The organism is uncultured Sulfitobacter sp., from assembly GCF_947500075.1.
In the GTDB taxonomy this organism is placed as follows: Bacteria; Pseudomonadota; Alphaproteobacteria; order Rhodobacterales; family Rhodobacteraceae; genus Sulfitobacter.
In genome coordinates this window covers 91,364-105,176 of sequence record NZ_CANMQS010000009.1, presented here as the reverse complement: position 1 = coordinate 105,176, position 13,813 = coordinate 91,364, and the positions used below count along the sequence as shown (strand labels likewise).

Genomic DNA, 13,813 nt, shown 5'->3' with positions numbered 1-13,813 from the left:
CTGGTGCGGCTCGACAAGGCCTGTTTTGTGGGGCCCGATCCGGTTCAGTTCAACCGGCTTTCCGCCACCTACCGGGCACAGCTGGATGAGGAGATGGGGGTGATTGCGGCGCTTGCAGTGGATGCAGTTGCAGTCGCACATCGGGCGGGCGGAACCGCAGCACTGCACCAGCGCAGCACGCTGGACGGTCTTTTGGGCCCAACACGATTTCGCGCGGACCGGACGTGTGAACGGGCGCTGGCGGTGCTCCGGATCAGCGGGTCGCGGGTGCAGCGGGTTGCATGATGACCAACAGAACGAGCGAGGCAGGCGTCACCTTGATCGAAATGCTGGCGGCGCTTTCTGTGTCTGCCATGATCGGGGTCGCGGGTTTTGCCCTGCTGGAAAGCGTGGTGCAGACCGAAGCAGGCGTTGCCGGCCGTCTTGATACCTTATCAAAACGGGACCGTGCATTTCAGGTGCTCGCGCTTGATCTGAGCCAGGCGCAGGATTTCGAGGTGCGGGCGGCAGGGCAGGTTTCGCTGACCTATCTGACGCATCAGATTGAATGGCGCGGCGACATGGACGGTCTGGAACGGCGGATCATCCGCAAGGACCGTGCGGTGTTTGTCCAGACTGCACTAAAAACTGCAACGCAGATAACGGTTTCGGAAGCGCCTGCCGCACAGCTGACCCTGCGCCTGCCTGAAAAGGACCTCTGGCGTATCTTCCCTTTGCCGAAACGGTCTGTTCCATGAGCCGCGACCCGGAAAGCGGTGTCAGCCTTTTGAATGTTCTGGTGGTTGTCGCGGCGGCATCAGGGCTTGTGCAGGTCATGTTGTCCGGTCAGCAAAGCGCAGTCTCCGAGGTGGCGCAGGCGCAGGATGTGGCTCAGGCCGAAGCGCTTGCCCGCAGTGGTGTGGCGTCCGTGGCCGTGGCATTGCGCCGTGACATGGTGGAGGCCCCAAAGGCGGATCATTTGCAAGAGGATTGGGCAAGGGCCGCACAGCAGGCCGTGACGTTCGACGCAGGCAGCTTCGCCGTTGAGGTCAGCGATCCACGGGGGCGGTTCAACATCAACAGCCTCACGGCGGGTGCTTTTCTGGAACAGCGCATTTTCATGGGTCTGCTCAATGCGCTGGACCTGCCCGAAACGCTGGCAAGCCAGATTGCGGTTCACCTGCAAGCCGCAGGCCCGCTCCGCGATCCGCGTGCCTTGATTGCCTCAGGGGTTTCACAAGCTGATCTGACCCGGCTCCTGCCACATATCGTTGCGGTCGAGACACCGGGCCCGATCAACCTCAATACGGCAACGCAACCAGTCTTGGCGGCTGTGCTGTCAAACCCCTCGGCATCGCAGGCCCTTGTGGCGCGGCGCAAGGGCAGGGGGTTTCTGGACCGGGAAGACTTTCGTGCATTGGGCGTGCTGGTGCCGCCCGCTGCGGGGTTCACGTCGGATACCTTTGACGTCTCGACAGAGGCAAATGTCGGCACGGCCAGACGCAACGTGAAACGCCGCATTCATCGCGATGCAGAGCGCGGCACGCTGACAATCCTCCCGCTTGAGTAGTCAACAAAAATCGCCGCCGGAATGGTTCCGGCGGCGACATCTGTTCAGGCTTTGACTGGAGGGTCAGAGCTCGAACGGATCCGCGTTCAGCTGCAACGCCAGATCGGCATTTGAGACATCGATTGGTGCATCGTTTGGTCCCTGGCCGAAAGCCTGCTGGAACGTTGCGCCCAAGCGTTCGATCCCAGGCACCGCCGCGCTTCCGCCACCGCATGCTGCCAGCGCGGTCAGAAGCGATCCCAGCAGCGCAAGTTTGATGTTTTGCATGTGCATCTGCATTCTCCTTTCCGCTGCGATCAGTTGCTGACCACGGTGCCGTTTGGCGATCCGGGGACAGGTGAGTTGAGGTAGGGGAAGCTGTTTTGCAACTCGCTTGCCGCAATGGGCGCGCCGTCGGTCAGAGCGAGGTTCCCGATGGGGGCCTGATCGGGGGTGCAGAAACCCAGGTTGATCAGATCCGTTGCGCTGTCTTCCTCTGCGCCTTCAACACCCAGTTCCGCACCCAACGGGACCGGATGACACAGCGCGCCCATCGCGACCCGCAGGATCACGTCAATCACGTCATCGCCGGGGCGGCGTCCGTTTGGGAAACCGGCAAGGTCCTCTGCAACCACACCAAAGCTGTGCTGCTGGTCCCGCGGCGTGGCCGGAACGGCAGTGTTCAGCCGCAGCATTTCCGAACCCACCACGTTCTGCGGTTGATTGAGGCCGGGAAGGCCGGTCAGGAAAGTCGCGACAAGGTCGGTGCGGGGCAGGTTGGTTGGCGCCAGCGCGTCGGTGGCCCCCAGCGGCGGGCCAAAGAGGATCTCAACCAGCCGGGGGAAAGTGGGATTGGTCACGTAGGTGGCAAAACTGCCGTCATCAATCGGCTCGGATCCGTTGAAACGATCCTTGTCTGGAATCCCGATAACCACCTCGTTGACCAGCGGGGTCGAGATGCGCGATTGCTGAACCAGAGCACCGCCAACGCGGGAGGTGTCTTCGTAGGTCGGGGAGGGGTTTTCAAGCTCACCTTGCGGCAGGCTGGACGTTGTCCAGGCGCCAATCACCGGATCACTGCCCGTGGTGACGCAGTCAATCGGCAGCTCCATCGCAATGGTGGTCACGTTCACCTTGCCAAACAGGTCGTCGTTGATGCGGCTTTGGGTGATGCCACCGTCAAAGCCACCACCGTCGCCTGCACCGGGCGCACTGTCGCCTTCGATGGGCACAAAGTTGATCAGGTCAAAAACCTCACCCAGGTTGAGTGCAAAGGCCTCCGCCCGCTGTCCGACGAAGACCCGTCCGGGCGTGTCGCAGCCGGGCATGTCGATGTCATAGACGTATTGGTTGGCGTAGGCGTCATAATCCGGCAGCGTCTTGGTGCCAACGTAGTCCAGCGGCTTGGTGAATGTGGCGTTGCCTGACCCTGCACGGGTGACAATGCTGCGCGTCCCGCTGCGGCGGTCCCCTTCGATCATCGTGATTCCGTAGGTCTCACTTTCGTTCAGCAGGGATTGATCATTCGCGAGAATGGGGCCTGCGTATTTCAACGGGATCGCGACATTCTCCCCGCCGATATCAAGGCCGATGCCCGCGCCGCCGTTGGCAAGCTGGTTCTCGAAGTCGAACTGAAACGTCAGGTCTTCGATCGCGTCCCCGTCGTTGTCGATGTGCAACTCATAAATGCCGTCCGCGTCCATCGTGTAATAACTCGGGCCGCCGTAGTTGACCTGCAACGGCTGGTAGTTCGCCAGCAGGGTCACAAAACCCTCGCGGCCGGGCTCATAGCTGCGGAACAGGTACATATCCGTTCCGTCCACCTTGGGGTGTTCGGTGATGGCCGGTGCCTCCCTGTGAGACGATGCCAGGGCTGGCCCCGTTGCGCCCACAAGCGTGGCCACAAGTGCCGTGCTCAGGGTCAGAAGTTTTTTGGTTTTCATGTGATGTCCTCTTTCAGATCTTGTTTGCGCACAGCCTCTCCGGGCGCAGAAGGAGACCTTTTGCGTGAAGAGATGTACGACAGCGGATTTCAGCCCCGGAGCGGTGACCCGCTTGCAGGAATTGTCAGGTGCTGCATCCGACTAGACGGAATGCTTGCCGAAAAAGTTTCACCGCCCGAAACAATATCAGGCGCCCCTGCGTATCTGTTGATGAGGAGACCAAGGCGGGAGCTTGCCACATGCACGGAGGGATAGGGACGACAGAGGGGATCGCATCCATTTTTCTGTTTTGCATGCTGGGCTGGATTGCCCATTGCGACATCAGGACCTTCCGTATCCCCGACCGGGCGAGCCTGCCGCTGATCGCTGCTGGACTATGGTTGAGCACTTTGCCCGGTGGCATCCAGACCGAAGAGGCCCTTTTGGGCGCAGCCGCAGGGTTCTGCGTTTTTGCGTTGCTGGGCGCGGTGTATTTCCGCCGGACCGGGCAGGATGGGCTTGGTCTGGGCGATGCAAAGTTGCTCGCCGCCGCAGGGGCCTGGCTGGGGTGGCGGGACCTGCCGACGCTGGTGGCCGGGGCGGCAATTGCCGCGTTGGCCTTCGCCCTGCTGATACGTCAGCGCAGGCTTGCCTTTGGTCCCTGGCTTGCCGGCGTTTTCTGGATCTTGTGGCTGCGCGGGGTCGCGCGTTAGGCGCTGACCAGCACCAGGCATCCCGTCGGCATGTCAATCACCGCATGTTTGCTGCCCGGTGTGGAGGTTTGCGCATCCCCTGCCTTATAGAGCTTTCCGCCCATCCATAACTCACCCTCGATAATGAAAAGATGTTCGGTCCGCTCATGCGGATGCGAGCTGATCTGTGCGCCGGGCAGGCAGCGTAGCAGGTACATGGATCGTCCCGTTTCGGCATCTTGGCCAAGGACCTTCTTCCATATCTTCTCCGACCGCTGCTCCCATACACCTTCACGGGCATAGCTTGCCTGTGTCTGATCCTCAGCAGCGGCATCGAGATCTGCGACGATTACATCAAACAAGTCAGCCGGTGGTTCGGCCTGCGGCAATCCCTGCAAGATGGGTGTCAGGATTTCATTGATCTCTGCCACCTCCCGGCCCAGATCAGGGCGGGTGCCCGGTAATGCGCCGCGCGTATCCAAACCACCCAATGCAGCTTCAATCGCCTCAAATGCTGCGTCACTCGTCTTTTTCATATCATTGCTTCCTTCAAAGCGGCCAAACCCCGGCGCACCCAGCTTTTTGCCGTACCGACAGGAACGTCCATCACGGTTGCAAGTTCATTGTAACTGTAGCCCTGAAAGTAGCAGAGCAAGAGCGCCCTGCGGTATTCAGGACGCAAATCATCCAGCAGGCGGCGGATCACCATGCTGTCCAGCATTTGTGTTGCCGGGTCCGGGCCAGCGGCGATGTCGGGCACGGTGTCGGAGAATTCGACAAACCCACGTGCGCGATCGGATCGCAGCCGGTCGATGGCGCAGTTTCGGGCGATGGACCCGACCCAAGACAACGGGTTCCCGGATTTCAGATCAAACTGGCTGGCACGTCGCCAGATGCGAACGTATGTTTCTTGCGCAACCTCACGCGCGACTTCGCGGTCCCTGAGAATGGCAAGGGTCACGCCAAAGACATACCGCGCGCTCAGATCATAGAAACTTCGAAACGCCGCACGGTCGCCCTGCGCGCAGGCCTGCAACAGATCAGCCAGTTTTCGGGACTGTTCAGCGGTCCCCATTTTCCCCCCAGCGTGCCGTGCGCCCTGAGAACGTGGCACCAGTTTTGTCACACCCACATCTTGCCCTCGCATGTCATTTTACATGATCTACGGGGCGCAGATGCTAAAAGATGCACTCAATACGAATTTTTTCTCCCTCTGGTATCAGGGTGGGGTTCATGTTGCGGCTCTCAATGGAGTTATGATCCTGAAGCCGGTGCATGGTGATGAGGAAATGTGATCTGCCGTCGCATTTTGCCCGAACGAAACTGCGCAAAGCTGCCCCTTTGAGTGTCACTGATCCCAACGGGATCCAGGGGCTGGATTTCTGCGGCTGCACGACGACCTGCTGGTGGGATTGCATCAAGGTAATGGTGGACCCGCCAATCAAGCAGCCTGCAAACAGCGCCAGAAGAAGGGCGCGCGGTCCGAACGTACGTCGGTCCGTTGAGCGGCGCTGGACGGCCTCTTCTTGATCAATGATGGCTTCGATGTCGACAAACAGTTGCGGGTCGGGATCGGCCGGGCTGACCAGATGAGCCAGCGCTGGCAGGGAGACAAGATCAGTCTCATCTGGCGATGCTGGTCGCTTCCTTCTGAACCTTCTGAAAAGGTTTTTCATGCGAGTTCCAAACGCCGGTCTGTTTGCCCCATCCAAAGAAACGGATTGAACCAGAGAAGAGTTGCAGTTGCCGTAAGGGTAACTTCAGCGTGGGAGAAACGCCGAAGGCCTCTAGACAGATCCCGGCAGTCGACCGTTGCCTGCACCGTTTTGGTGGCTATGGTGTCCGGGCGGCATCGTTGTTGATTGCCCGCAATCTGTTGAAGGAATGAGGAACGCTTGATGGAATGTTGTGGTCCGGGTTATGCGTCTCCGGGGGATGCGATCAAAGCGCCTTGTGAGACGCTGCTCTATACAATTGCGATCTACACCGGGACGGGCATTCAGAAACCTGATTACCTTGCAACCGTGGATGTCGACCCCGACAGCCCAACCTATTCTCAGGTGATCCACCGGCTTGAGATGCCGGGTATCGGGGATGAATTGCACCATATGGGCTGGAACGCGTGTTCATCGTGTTTTGACGATGGCTCCATGTCGCGCAAATACCTGATCCTTCCGGGTGTGCGGTCAAACAATCTGCACATTGTCGATACTGCGACGGATCCGCGCGCGCCCCGTCTGCACAAGGTGATCGACGGGGCTGAGATCAAATCGAAAACCGACCTCAGCGGTCCGCACACGGTCCATTGTCTGGGCTCCGAGATCATCATTTCCTTTCTGGGCGACGCCAAGGGTGAAGCGCCGGGCGGTTATCTGCATCTCAACAAGGATTTTGAGATTCAGGGCCGTTGGGAAAACTCCATGGGCGACATCAAGTTCGGCTATGACTTCTGGTATCAGCCGCGCCACAACATCATGGTCAGTTCGGAATGGGCAGCACCCAACACCTTCATGCCGGGGTTCGATTTGGAAGAAGTCGGGCATCTGAAATACGGGCGTGAACTGCATTTCTGGGACTTTGAGAAACGCGAGCCGATCCAGACCATGTATCTGGGCGAAGACGGGCTGATCCCGCTGGAGGTAAAATTCCACCATGATCCGGACAGCACCCATGGGTTCTGCGGGGCTGCGCTGTCTTCCAATGTCATTCACTGGTGGAAAGATGATGCCGGTGCCTGGCAATGGGAAAAGGTCATCGATGTCGAGAATGAACCCCACCCTGACTGGCCGATCCCGATCCCCGGCGTGATGTCGGCGATCCTGATCTCGATGGATGACAAATACCTTTACCTCAACAACTGGCTGCATGGGGACATGCGCCAATATGACATCAGCGATCCGCACAATCCCGTGCTGACGGGGCAGGTGTATATGGGTGGTCTGCTCGGCAAGGCACCTGTGGTGAACGGTGTTGAAATGGCAGGTGGGCCGCAGATGTTCCAGCTGAGCCTTGATGGCAAGAGGCTCTATGTCACGACCTCGCTGTTCTCCACCTGGGACAACCAGTTTTACCCGGAGATCCGGGAAAAGGGCGGAGTGATGGTGATGATTGATTGCGATCCGGTGAATGGGGGCATGAAGATCAATGAAGATTTCATCGTTGATTTCGGCAAGGAGCCGAATGGCCCCAGCCGCTGCCACGAAGCGCGCTATCCCGGTGGCGACTGTACAAGTGACATCTGGCTGTGACGACCCACATCGTCACCCTCGCCAACCGGGATGGCGCGACCTACCGCGTGGATGCCCGCCGTCCGCTGTTGGAACAGTTGCGCGATCAGGGCGTCGATCTGCCGTATGGTTGTGAATACGGAGGCTGCATCACCTGCGCGGCCAAGTTGACCTCTGGCGCGGTGGATCAGCGCCGGCAGGTGGCGCTGAACAACCGCCAGATCAATGATGGATATGTCATCTTATGCGTGGCCCGCCCGGTGAGCGATATCACCTTGGAAATCGGCGTGGAAAGCCACGATACCCTTTACCGCAACCCGTTCCTTGACCCGCTGAAACCGCATGAACTGAAGGCGGATATTGCAACACCTCTGCCCGCGCGTCATCAGGCGGTCCGGCACAAACAAAAGGAGGCATGACCGCCATGCCTGCAACAGCAATTGACGATCTGTACGATTATGATCAGGCCTACCTTGCCGACATCCTGAAATCGGTCAAGACCATCGCCATGGTGGGGGCCAGCGCCGACAAGACCAAGTTCAGCTATGGTGTGCTGCGGGTGCTGCATGAAACCGGCTATGACATGATCCCGGTGAACCCCAATCCCAGGCTTGAGGAAATCCGGGGGATCAAGGTTTATCACGCGCTTGAGGACATTGACCGCCCTGTCGACATGGTCGAGGTGTTTCGCCCCAAGGAAGAGTTCTATGGCTTTGCCGAAAAGGCAATTGCGATGAAGGCCAAGGTGCTTTGGGGGCAGATCGGAGTCTACGACGATGCGGCCGCAAAGCTGGCCGAAGAGGCGGGCCTGCAAGTTGTCATGAACCGCTGCCCCAAGATCGAACTCTTCCGGCCCTTCTGGAAACCCCGGCTGGATTTGAAGATCTGATGGGGACAGATGTTGCGGCGAATGCAAGAAAACGCGCAAGCCGCATCGTCAACGCTGTCGGCTAGGCGCATTGACCGCAATCTGGCGTCAGACCCCTGCGGGGTTCTCCACATTGCGCCCAAGGGCTGCAAGGTCTGAGTATCTGTCGCCGATCCGGTGATGGGGCCGCCCGCGCGTCGCCGCACCCAGCGCGACAACCAATTCGTTCACACCGGGTGCGTCATAGATCGAAAACTGTACGGTCAGATAATGAGAGCGCCGCCCGGTGTCATGTTTGTCCATCAACGGGATCTGGATCTGCGTGTTTGCCGGCCCGCGTGTGTTGGTAAACCCGAGGTAGCTTTTTGCCCCAACGGCTTCCCGGTAGAAATTCCCGAACTGGAGGGTGTGAATCAACGCAGAGGCATGTTCGACTTCACAACTGGTGCCGGCAATACAGGCTTTGCCATAGGCTTCGATCGCATCACCCGAACCGGCAAGAGCGATCAGACGATCAGACAGCATCTGCCCCAGAACCGGAGCCATCCGCAGGATCTCTGGCTGGAGATCTTCAACGAACCCGCGCCCTGCCCAGGGGTTTGCCACCACGGCAGCTACGCCAATCATCCGCAAGACAGGATCAGACGGACGCCCGCCTTCGGTGTGGATGTCCTCGTCAAAGGTGACGACCTTGCGCAATTCGGGAATCATGAATTCTCTCCTGTCAGATATGATATTTGTGATTTCCAGCGAGCGTGTGCACGACGCCTTCCACCTCTGTTCCGTGATAGATGCCAAATGTGCCGTGCCGGTTTTCCTGCGCGTATCGGCGCAAAAGCGCACGTTCTGCATCATCCGGCACGCGGTTGAGCGGCAATGTACCCAGATCGTGAAACCGCAGTCCCTGACCCGGCGTGCCCTGCACGTGCCCATGATAGACAATCCGCTGCGCCTTGGTTTCCGTTGTCCGGTAGACGGCATAAAGATGTGCCAAATCCGATGTCAGCCCGCTGCCTTCCAGATTTCGGGTCAGCGCCTCGATGGATGCGGCTGTCGGCAAGGTGACCTGACCGTTTGCATCCTCCGCCAACAGCAGGCTGTTGTCATGGGCCAGCACGGCGGCGATTGTCACGCCGCCGACAGTTGCAGCCTCCGTCATGGCGCGGTCCAGCCCGATGTCGAAATACGCCCCCTTGTAGTACCCCAGAGGGTCACCATCGGCTGTTTCAAAATCCAGCACCCGGCCAATCAGGATCAGATGATCGCCTGCATCCACCAATTGGTGCCGTGCGCAGCTGAAGTTCGCCAAAGTCCCATCAATCAACGGCATCGCCTGCGCATTGGGATGCCAGTCCGCAATCCCGAATTTATCCGCCGATTGGGAGGCAAAGAGGCCGGAGATTTCCTTTTGATCATCCGCGAGGATGTTCACGGTGAAATGGTCGCAGGCCGCGAAAGTATCGCAAGAGTGGGCCGTTTTCCCGATGCACACCAACAAGAGCGGCGGTTCAAGCGAAACGGAGGTAAAGGAGTTCGCCGTGAACCCGCGTGGCGTCCCGTCTGGCTGGCGTGTGGTGACCACCGTCACACCTGTGGCAAATCGCCCGAAGGCGTCGCGCAGGCTGCGCTTGATATCCGGGTCCATCGGGGTATCGGTGCTCATGCGGATTTCTCCAGCTGGTCCAGAAAGGCACGGATGGGTGTGTTGACCGCAGCAGGGTCTTCCGCCAGCGCCATGTGGCGCAGGCCCGGCAGAACGACAGGCCGCGCACCGGGAATTTCTGCGGCAATGGCGTGGGTCATTTCGGGGCCATTGCCATAGTCTTCGTCCCCGGTGATCACCAATGTCGGGCAGGCGATTGGCGGTGTCGGATCGACGATTTCATCAATGCCATCGGCCAGAACACGGTAGATGGTGTGGTAGATGTCGATGGGATTGGCCGTCACCCAACCGCGCACAATATCCATCATGTCCGGATTGGCCTGTCGGAAATCATCTGTGAACCAGCGTTCCAACGCCGCCTCTACGGTGGACTGCGCGCCATCGTGGCGCGCCTGTTCCACCCGTTTGAGAATGGCCTCCTGCGCCGCTGGACTGCGCTTGTGCGGTGAGTGGAGAATGACCAGCGCATCGGTCCTGTCGGGGGCATCCTGCGCAAAACGCCGGACGATCATGCCCCCCAGTGAGAACCCGACAAGAGTGGCAGAGCGCAGGCCACAATGGTCCAGCAAAGCGCCAAGCTGCTTTGAGAAGAGCGACAGGCTGGGCGTGTCAGGTGGCGGGCCGCTTTGTCCATGACCATACAGATCATAGCTCAGAACGCGGTAGCGGTCGCTGAGCGCGGGGGTTGTCCATTGCCAACAACCTTCATTCAACCCAAGCCCGTGGATCATCACGACAACCGGCCCTGCTGCAGGGCCGCGCAGCGTGTAAGCCGTGCCGTCTGGCGCTTTATCCATTATCAAGCGGGCGGTAGGCAACCACCTCTACCTCGACGCGGGCATCGACCAGAAGGTCACTCACCACAGCCGAGCGGGTTGGCGGTTCGACCGGGAAATACTCCCCATAGACGGCATTGAAACCGGGAAAATCGCTGCGCGCGCGCAGCCAGACCATGGCTTTGATCACGTCATCGCGGGTGCATCCGGCCTCTGTCAGAGTTGCGGTGATGTCGTCGAGCACCGCGCGGGTCTGATCTTCGACAGTGCCCTCGGTCATGGGCACACCGTCTTTCATTGGGATCTGCCCGGTCAGGTAGACGAAATCGCCGGCGCGAATGGCGCGTGAGAGCGATAACACGCGCCCACCAATCTCCAGTGGGCCGCCGATGACTTGCTTTTTATTGACCATGGTAACGCCTCCGCTGCGACAAACCTGCCCGCAAGCGCGCAGGAGGCTTTCTGATTTTTCGACAACTGATGTCGTATTTTCCGGCACATCCGTCGGGAAAGCGGACATGAATGGGAAGGCAACATGAGGGGGAGCATTGCGCCATGGCGGACATCACAAGCTATCAGATGCTGATCAACGGGGAGTGGGTCGATGCCGCTGATGGCGGCACTTTTGACAGTGTGAACCCCGCAAACGGCCAGGTTTGGAGCCGTGTCCCTGAGGCGACCGAGGCAGATGTCAACCGCGCGGTAGAGGCAGCGCATACTGCGTTCACGACAGGGCCATGGGCGGGCATGACCCCCACAGAACGCGGCAAATGTTTGCGTAAACTGGGCGATTTGCTGGCCGATCAGTCCGAAGGGCTGGGCCGCACGGAATCCATCGACACCGGCAAGATGCTCAAGGAAACCCGGTGGCAGGCGAAATACATCGCTGAGTTCTTCCATTTCTTCGCTGGCTGCGCAGACAAGGTCAGCGGAGAGACGCTGCCGATTGACAAGCCCGACATGTTTGTCTTCACCAAACGGGAGCCACTGGGTGTGGTCGCGGCTGTGGTGCCGTGGAACTCGCAATTGTTTCTGGTTGCCGTGAAGATTGGCCCGGCTCTGGCGGCAGGCAATACCGTGGTTCTCAAAGCCTCTGAACACGCCAGCGCTGCAATGCTGGAATTTGGCAAGCTGATTGAACAAGCGGGCATTCCCCCCGGCGTCGTCAACATTGTCACTGGCCATGGAGAACCCTGTGGTCGTGCGCTCACCAGTCATCCGCTAGTCGCGCGTGTGTCCTTTACCGGCGGGCCAAATGCCGCGCGGCATGTGCTGGAGAACGTCAAACGCAACTTTGCCGAAGTGTCGCTGGAACTGGGCGGCAAGTCGCCCTTCATTGTCTTTGAGGATGCGAACATCGAAAGCGCAGTGAACGCCTCCATCGCCGGCATCTTCGGGGCGACGGGGCAAAGCTGTGTGGCGGGGTCGCGGCTCTATCTGCATGAAGACATCGCAGACGCCTTTCTGGAACAGATGACTGCGCAGGCGCGTCAGATCGTGATTGGTGATCCTCTGGCCGAGGAGACCCAGATGGGGCCGCTGTGCACCACGGGTCAGCTGGAACATATCCAGCGCGAGGTCGCCCATGCCCAGCAAGAAGGCGGCAAGGTGCTGGTTGGTGGCAGACAGCCTGACGGCATGTCCGGTCTGTTCTATGAACCCACAATCATTGAGGTTCCCCGTCAGGACCTGCGGATCGTGGATACCGAGCTTTTTGGCCCGGTTCTGTCTGTTCAGCGTTTCAGGACCGAGGAAGAGGTGCTCGCCTTGGCCAATGACACCGAGCATGGACTGGCAGCGGGTATCTTTACCAAGGACGGCGCGCGGTCTTTGCGTATGGCGAATTCTGTTCGCGCCGGGATTGTCTGGGTGAACACCTATCGCGTCGTCTCTCCGATTGCCGAATTTGGCGGGGTCAAAGGGTCCGGCTATGGCCGCGAAAGCGGGTTTCAGGCGATCTATGACTATACCCGGCCAAAAACGATTTGGATGAACACCTCCGATGAGCCGATGGCCAATCCGTTTGTGATGCGCTGATGGCCGCGCAAAAGACCAAAAACCCGCGTTCCACCCATCGCGAAGAAAGGACCCTGAGATGAAATTCCAACTTGCCGTGAACATGGAGCGGATTGACGACAGTCTGGATATGAAAGACGTGGCGCGCCATACGCTTGAGATGGTGCAGATTGCCGAACAGGGCGGCTTTGACATCGTCTGGTCCGCAGAACACCACGCGCTGGAAATGACCATCGCGCCAAACCCGTTCCAACTGCTGACATGGTGGTCGACGGAGACCAGCCGCATCCGCCTCGGTACGGCCGTTGCCACTGCCGCCTATTGGCATCCGATCAACCTTGCGGGCGAAGCGGCTTTCACCGACCTGATCAGCGGCGGACGGCTGGAGTTCGGGATCGGGTCAGGGGCCTATCAGCGCGAATTCGACCGGATGAAGCCGGGCCTGAAGCAATCCGATGCCTGGCGCTACATGCAGGAGATGCTGCCGGCGGTGCGCGAATTGTGGAAAGGTGATTATGCCCATGATGGCGAGTATTGGCAGTTTCCAACCTCCACCTCTGTCCCCAAACCCGTGCAGGCAGAAGTCCCGGTCTGGGTGTCCGCACGCTCCCCCATCACCTATGATTACGCCATGCGGGAGAAGTGCCATGTGAACTGCTGGCCTTTCACGCGGCCCTTTGCGGAAGCCGAGCTGTACAAGCAGCAATTGGACGAAGCGATTGTGAAGGCTGACAACGGCTGGACCCCGCGTTTTGCCCTGATGCGGCACTCTTGCGTTTACGACAACGCGGCGGATGGGGAGAACGCGATGAAAGCCATTCGCCGTCTGCTCAGCCAGTTTGAAAACCTCTATCGCAATCTGGGCGACGTGAAAGACGGCTTCCCGGCCTCCATCCCGCTGGATGAACTGGAAGGGCGGGAACAATACGACCCGGTGATGCTTGAGGAAAACCTGATGTTCGGCTCCCCCGACCGGGTGATCGAGAAACTCAAACGCTATCAGGCATTGGGGGTGAATGAGTTCATCTACTACGCATCAATGGGGCTGGATCACGCAAGCCAGCAGAAGTCCCTGCGGATGTTCGTGAACGACGTCATGCCGGAATTCAAAGAGGGATAAT

18 protein-coding genes are annotated in these 13,813 nt (G+C 59.3%); 9 read left to right on the top strand and 9 right to left on the bottom strand.

All coding sequences use genetic code 11. From position 1 onward, the window contains the following. From Q1A91_RS21510 to Q1A91_RS21500, 3 genes are all read left to right on the top strand, one after another. Positions 1 to 285, top strand: a 285-nt coding sequence (locus tag Q1A91_RS21510) for a hypothetical protein (RefSeq protein WP_299882487.1), incomplete at its 5' end; no start/stop codon positions are given. Further along, entirely contained in the window at positions 285 to 737 is a 453-nt protein-coding gene (locus Q1A91_RS21505; protein ID WP_299882485.1) for a hypothetical protein, read from the top strand. The genes Q1A91_RS21510 and Q1A91_RS21505, both read left to right, overlap by 1 nt. Then, positions 734 to 1,549: a type II secretion system protein GspK gene (locus Q1A91_RS21500; protein ID WP_299882483.1), complete on the top strand. Its 816-nt coding sequence runs from the start codon at positions 734 to 736 to the stop codon at positions 1,547 to 1,549. The genes Q1A91_RS21505 and Q1A91_RS21500 overlap by 4 nt, the downstream gene beginning before the upstream one ends. Before the next feature lie 63 nt (positions 1,550 to 1,612). Here Q1A91_RS21500 and Q1A91_RS21495 read toward each other — a convergent pair whose 3' ends face one another. Then, entirely contained in the window at positions 1,613 to 1,822 is a 210-nt protein-coding gene (locus Q1A91_RS21495) for a hypothetical protein (protein WP_299882481.1), read from the bottom strand. Between the two features lie 23 nt (positions 1,823 to 1,845). Next, positions 1,846 to 3,471: a DUF4331 domain-containing protein gene (locus Q1A91_RS21490; protein WP_299882479.1), complete on the bottom strand. Its 1,626-nt coding sequence runs from the start codon at positions 3,469 to 3,471 to the stop codon at positions 1,846 to 1,848. 239 nt (positions 3,472 to 3,710) lie between these two features. Between Q1A91_RS21490 and Q1A91_RS21485 the strand changes: the two genes are divergently transcribed. Continuing rightward, the gene (locus Q1A91_RS21485; protein WP_299882477.1) at positions 3,711 to 4,163 is read left to right on the top strand and encodes an A24 family peptidase; all 453 of its coding nucleotides are present in this window, start codon (positions 3,711 to 3,713) and stop codon (positions 4,161 to 4,163) included. On the opposite strand, the gene Q1A91_RS21480 is transcribed toward Q1A91_RS21485, so the two are convergent. From Q1A91_RS21480 to Q1A91_RS21470, 3 genes are all read right to left on the bottom strand, one after another. Next, positions 4,160 to 4,678 carry a cupin domain-containing protein gene (locus tag Q1A91_RS21480; protein ID WP_299882475.1) on the bottom strand — a complete coding sequence of 173 codons (519 nt, stop codon included), beginning with the start codon at positions 4,676 to 4,678 and terminating at the stop codon, positions 4,160 to 4,162. The two genes, Q1A91_RS21485 and Q1A91_RS21480, sit on opposite strands and share 4 nt — an antisense overlap. Beyond that, the gene (locus Q1A91_RS21475) at positions 4,675 to 5,217 is read right to left on the bottom strand and encodes a sigma-70 family RNA polymerase sigma factor (protein ID WP_299882473.1); all 543 of its coding nucleotides are present in this window, start codon (positions 5,215 to 5,217) and stop codon (positions 4,675 to 4,677) included. Before Q1A91_RS21475 ends, Q1A91_RS21480 begins: the two co-directional genes overlap by 4 nt. A 103-nt stretch (positions 5,218 to 5,320) precedes the next feature. Then, the gene (locus Q1A91_RS21470) at positions 5,321 to 5,818 is read right to left on the bottom strand and encodes a hypothetical protein (protein ID WP_299882471.1); all 498 of its coding nucleotides are present in this window, start codon (positions 5,816 to 5,818) and stop codon (positions 5,321 to 5,323) included. Between the two features lie 222 nt (positions 5,819 to 6,040). Between Q1A91_RS21470 and Q1A91_RS21465 the strand changes: the two genes are divergently transcribed. Genes Q1A91_RS21465 through Q1A91_RS21455 form a run of 3 tightly spaced genes read left to right on the top strand, consistent with a single transcriptional unit; the run spans position 6,041 to position 8,258 of the window. Next, positions 6,041 to 7,390, top strand: coding sequence for a selenium-binding family protein (locus Q1A91_RS21465; RefSeq protein WP_299882469.1), 1,350 nt, complete (start codon positions 6,041 to 6,043; stop codon positions 7,388 to 7,390). Next, complete coding sequence (locus Q1A91_RS21460) at positions 7,387 to 7,788, top strand: 2Fe-2S iron-sulfur cluster-binding protein (protein WP_299882467.1); 402 nt, start codon at positions 7,387 to 7,389, stop codon at positions 7,786 to 7,788. Before Q1A91_RS21465 ends, Q1A91_RS21460 begins: the two co-directional genes overlap by 4 nt. 5 nt (positions 7,789 to 7,793) lie before the next feature. Beyond that, entirely contained in the window at positions 7,794 to 8,258 is a 465-nt protein-coding gene (locus tag Q1A91_RS21455) for a CoA-binding protein (RefSeq protein ID WP_299882465.1), read from the top strand. Positions 8,259 to 8,345: 87 nt separating this feature from the next. Here the strand turns inward: Q1A91_RS21455 and Q1A91_RS21450 are convergent, their stop codons facing one another. The 4 genes from Q1A91_RS21450 to Q1A91_RS21435 are packed head-to-tail and all read right to left on the bottom strand — an operon-like array spanning position 8,346 to position 11,088. Then, a complete protein-coding gene (locus Q1A91_RS21450) occupies positions 8,346 to 8,948 on the bottom strand; it encodes an amino acid synthesis family protein (protein WP_299882463.1) in 603 nt (200 codons plus the stop codon). 13 nt (positions 8,949 to 8,961) lie between these two features. Then, positions 8,962 to 9,900 (bottom strand): flavin reductase family protein, encoded by a 939-nt coding sequence (locus Q1A91_RS21445; protein WP_299882461.1) that lies wholly within the window; start codon positions 9,898 to 9,900, stop codon positions 8,962 to 8,964. Further along, the gene (locus Q1A91_RS21440) at positions 9,897 to 10,697 is read right to left on the bottom strand and encodes an alpha/beta fold hydrolase (RefSeq protein WP_299882459.1); all 801 of its coding nucleotides are present in this window, start codon (positions 10,695 to 10,697) and stop codon (positions 9,897 to 9,899) included. Before Q1A91_RS21440 ends, Q1A91_RS21445 begins: the two co-directional genes overlap by 4 nt. After that, positions 10,690 to 11,088 carry a RidA family protein gene (locus Q1A91_RS21435; protein ID WP_299882457.1) on the bottom strand — a complete coding sequence of 133 codons (399 nt, stop codon included), beginning with the start codon at positions 11,086 to 11,088 and terminating at the stop codon, positions 10,690 to 10,692. Before Q1A91_RS21435 ends, Q1A91_RS21440 begins: the two co-directional genes overlap by 8 nt. 143 nt (positions 11,089 to 11,231) lie before the next feature. Between Q1A91_RS21435 and Q1A91_RS21430 the strand changes: the two genes are divergently transcribed. Both Q1A91_RS21430 and Q1A91_RS21425 read left to right on the top strand, forming a co-directional pair. Further along, positions 11,232 to 12,713 carry an aldehyde dehydrogenase gene (locus Q1A91_RS21430; RefSeq protein ID WP_299882456.1) on the top strand — a complete coding sequence of 494 codons (1,482 nt, stop codon included), beginning with the start codon at positions 11,232 to 11,234 and terminating at the stop codon, positions 12,711 to 12,713. Between the two features lie 58 nt (positions 12,714 to 12,771). Next, positions 12,772 to 13,812: an LLM class flavin-dependent oxidoreductase gene (locus Q1A91_RS21425; protein ID WP_299882454.1), complete on the top strand. Its 1,041-nt coding sequence runs from the start codon at positions 12,772 to 12,774 to the stop codon at positions 13,810 to 13,812. Position 13,813 lies beyond the last annotated feature (1 nt).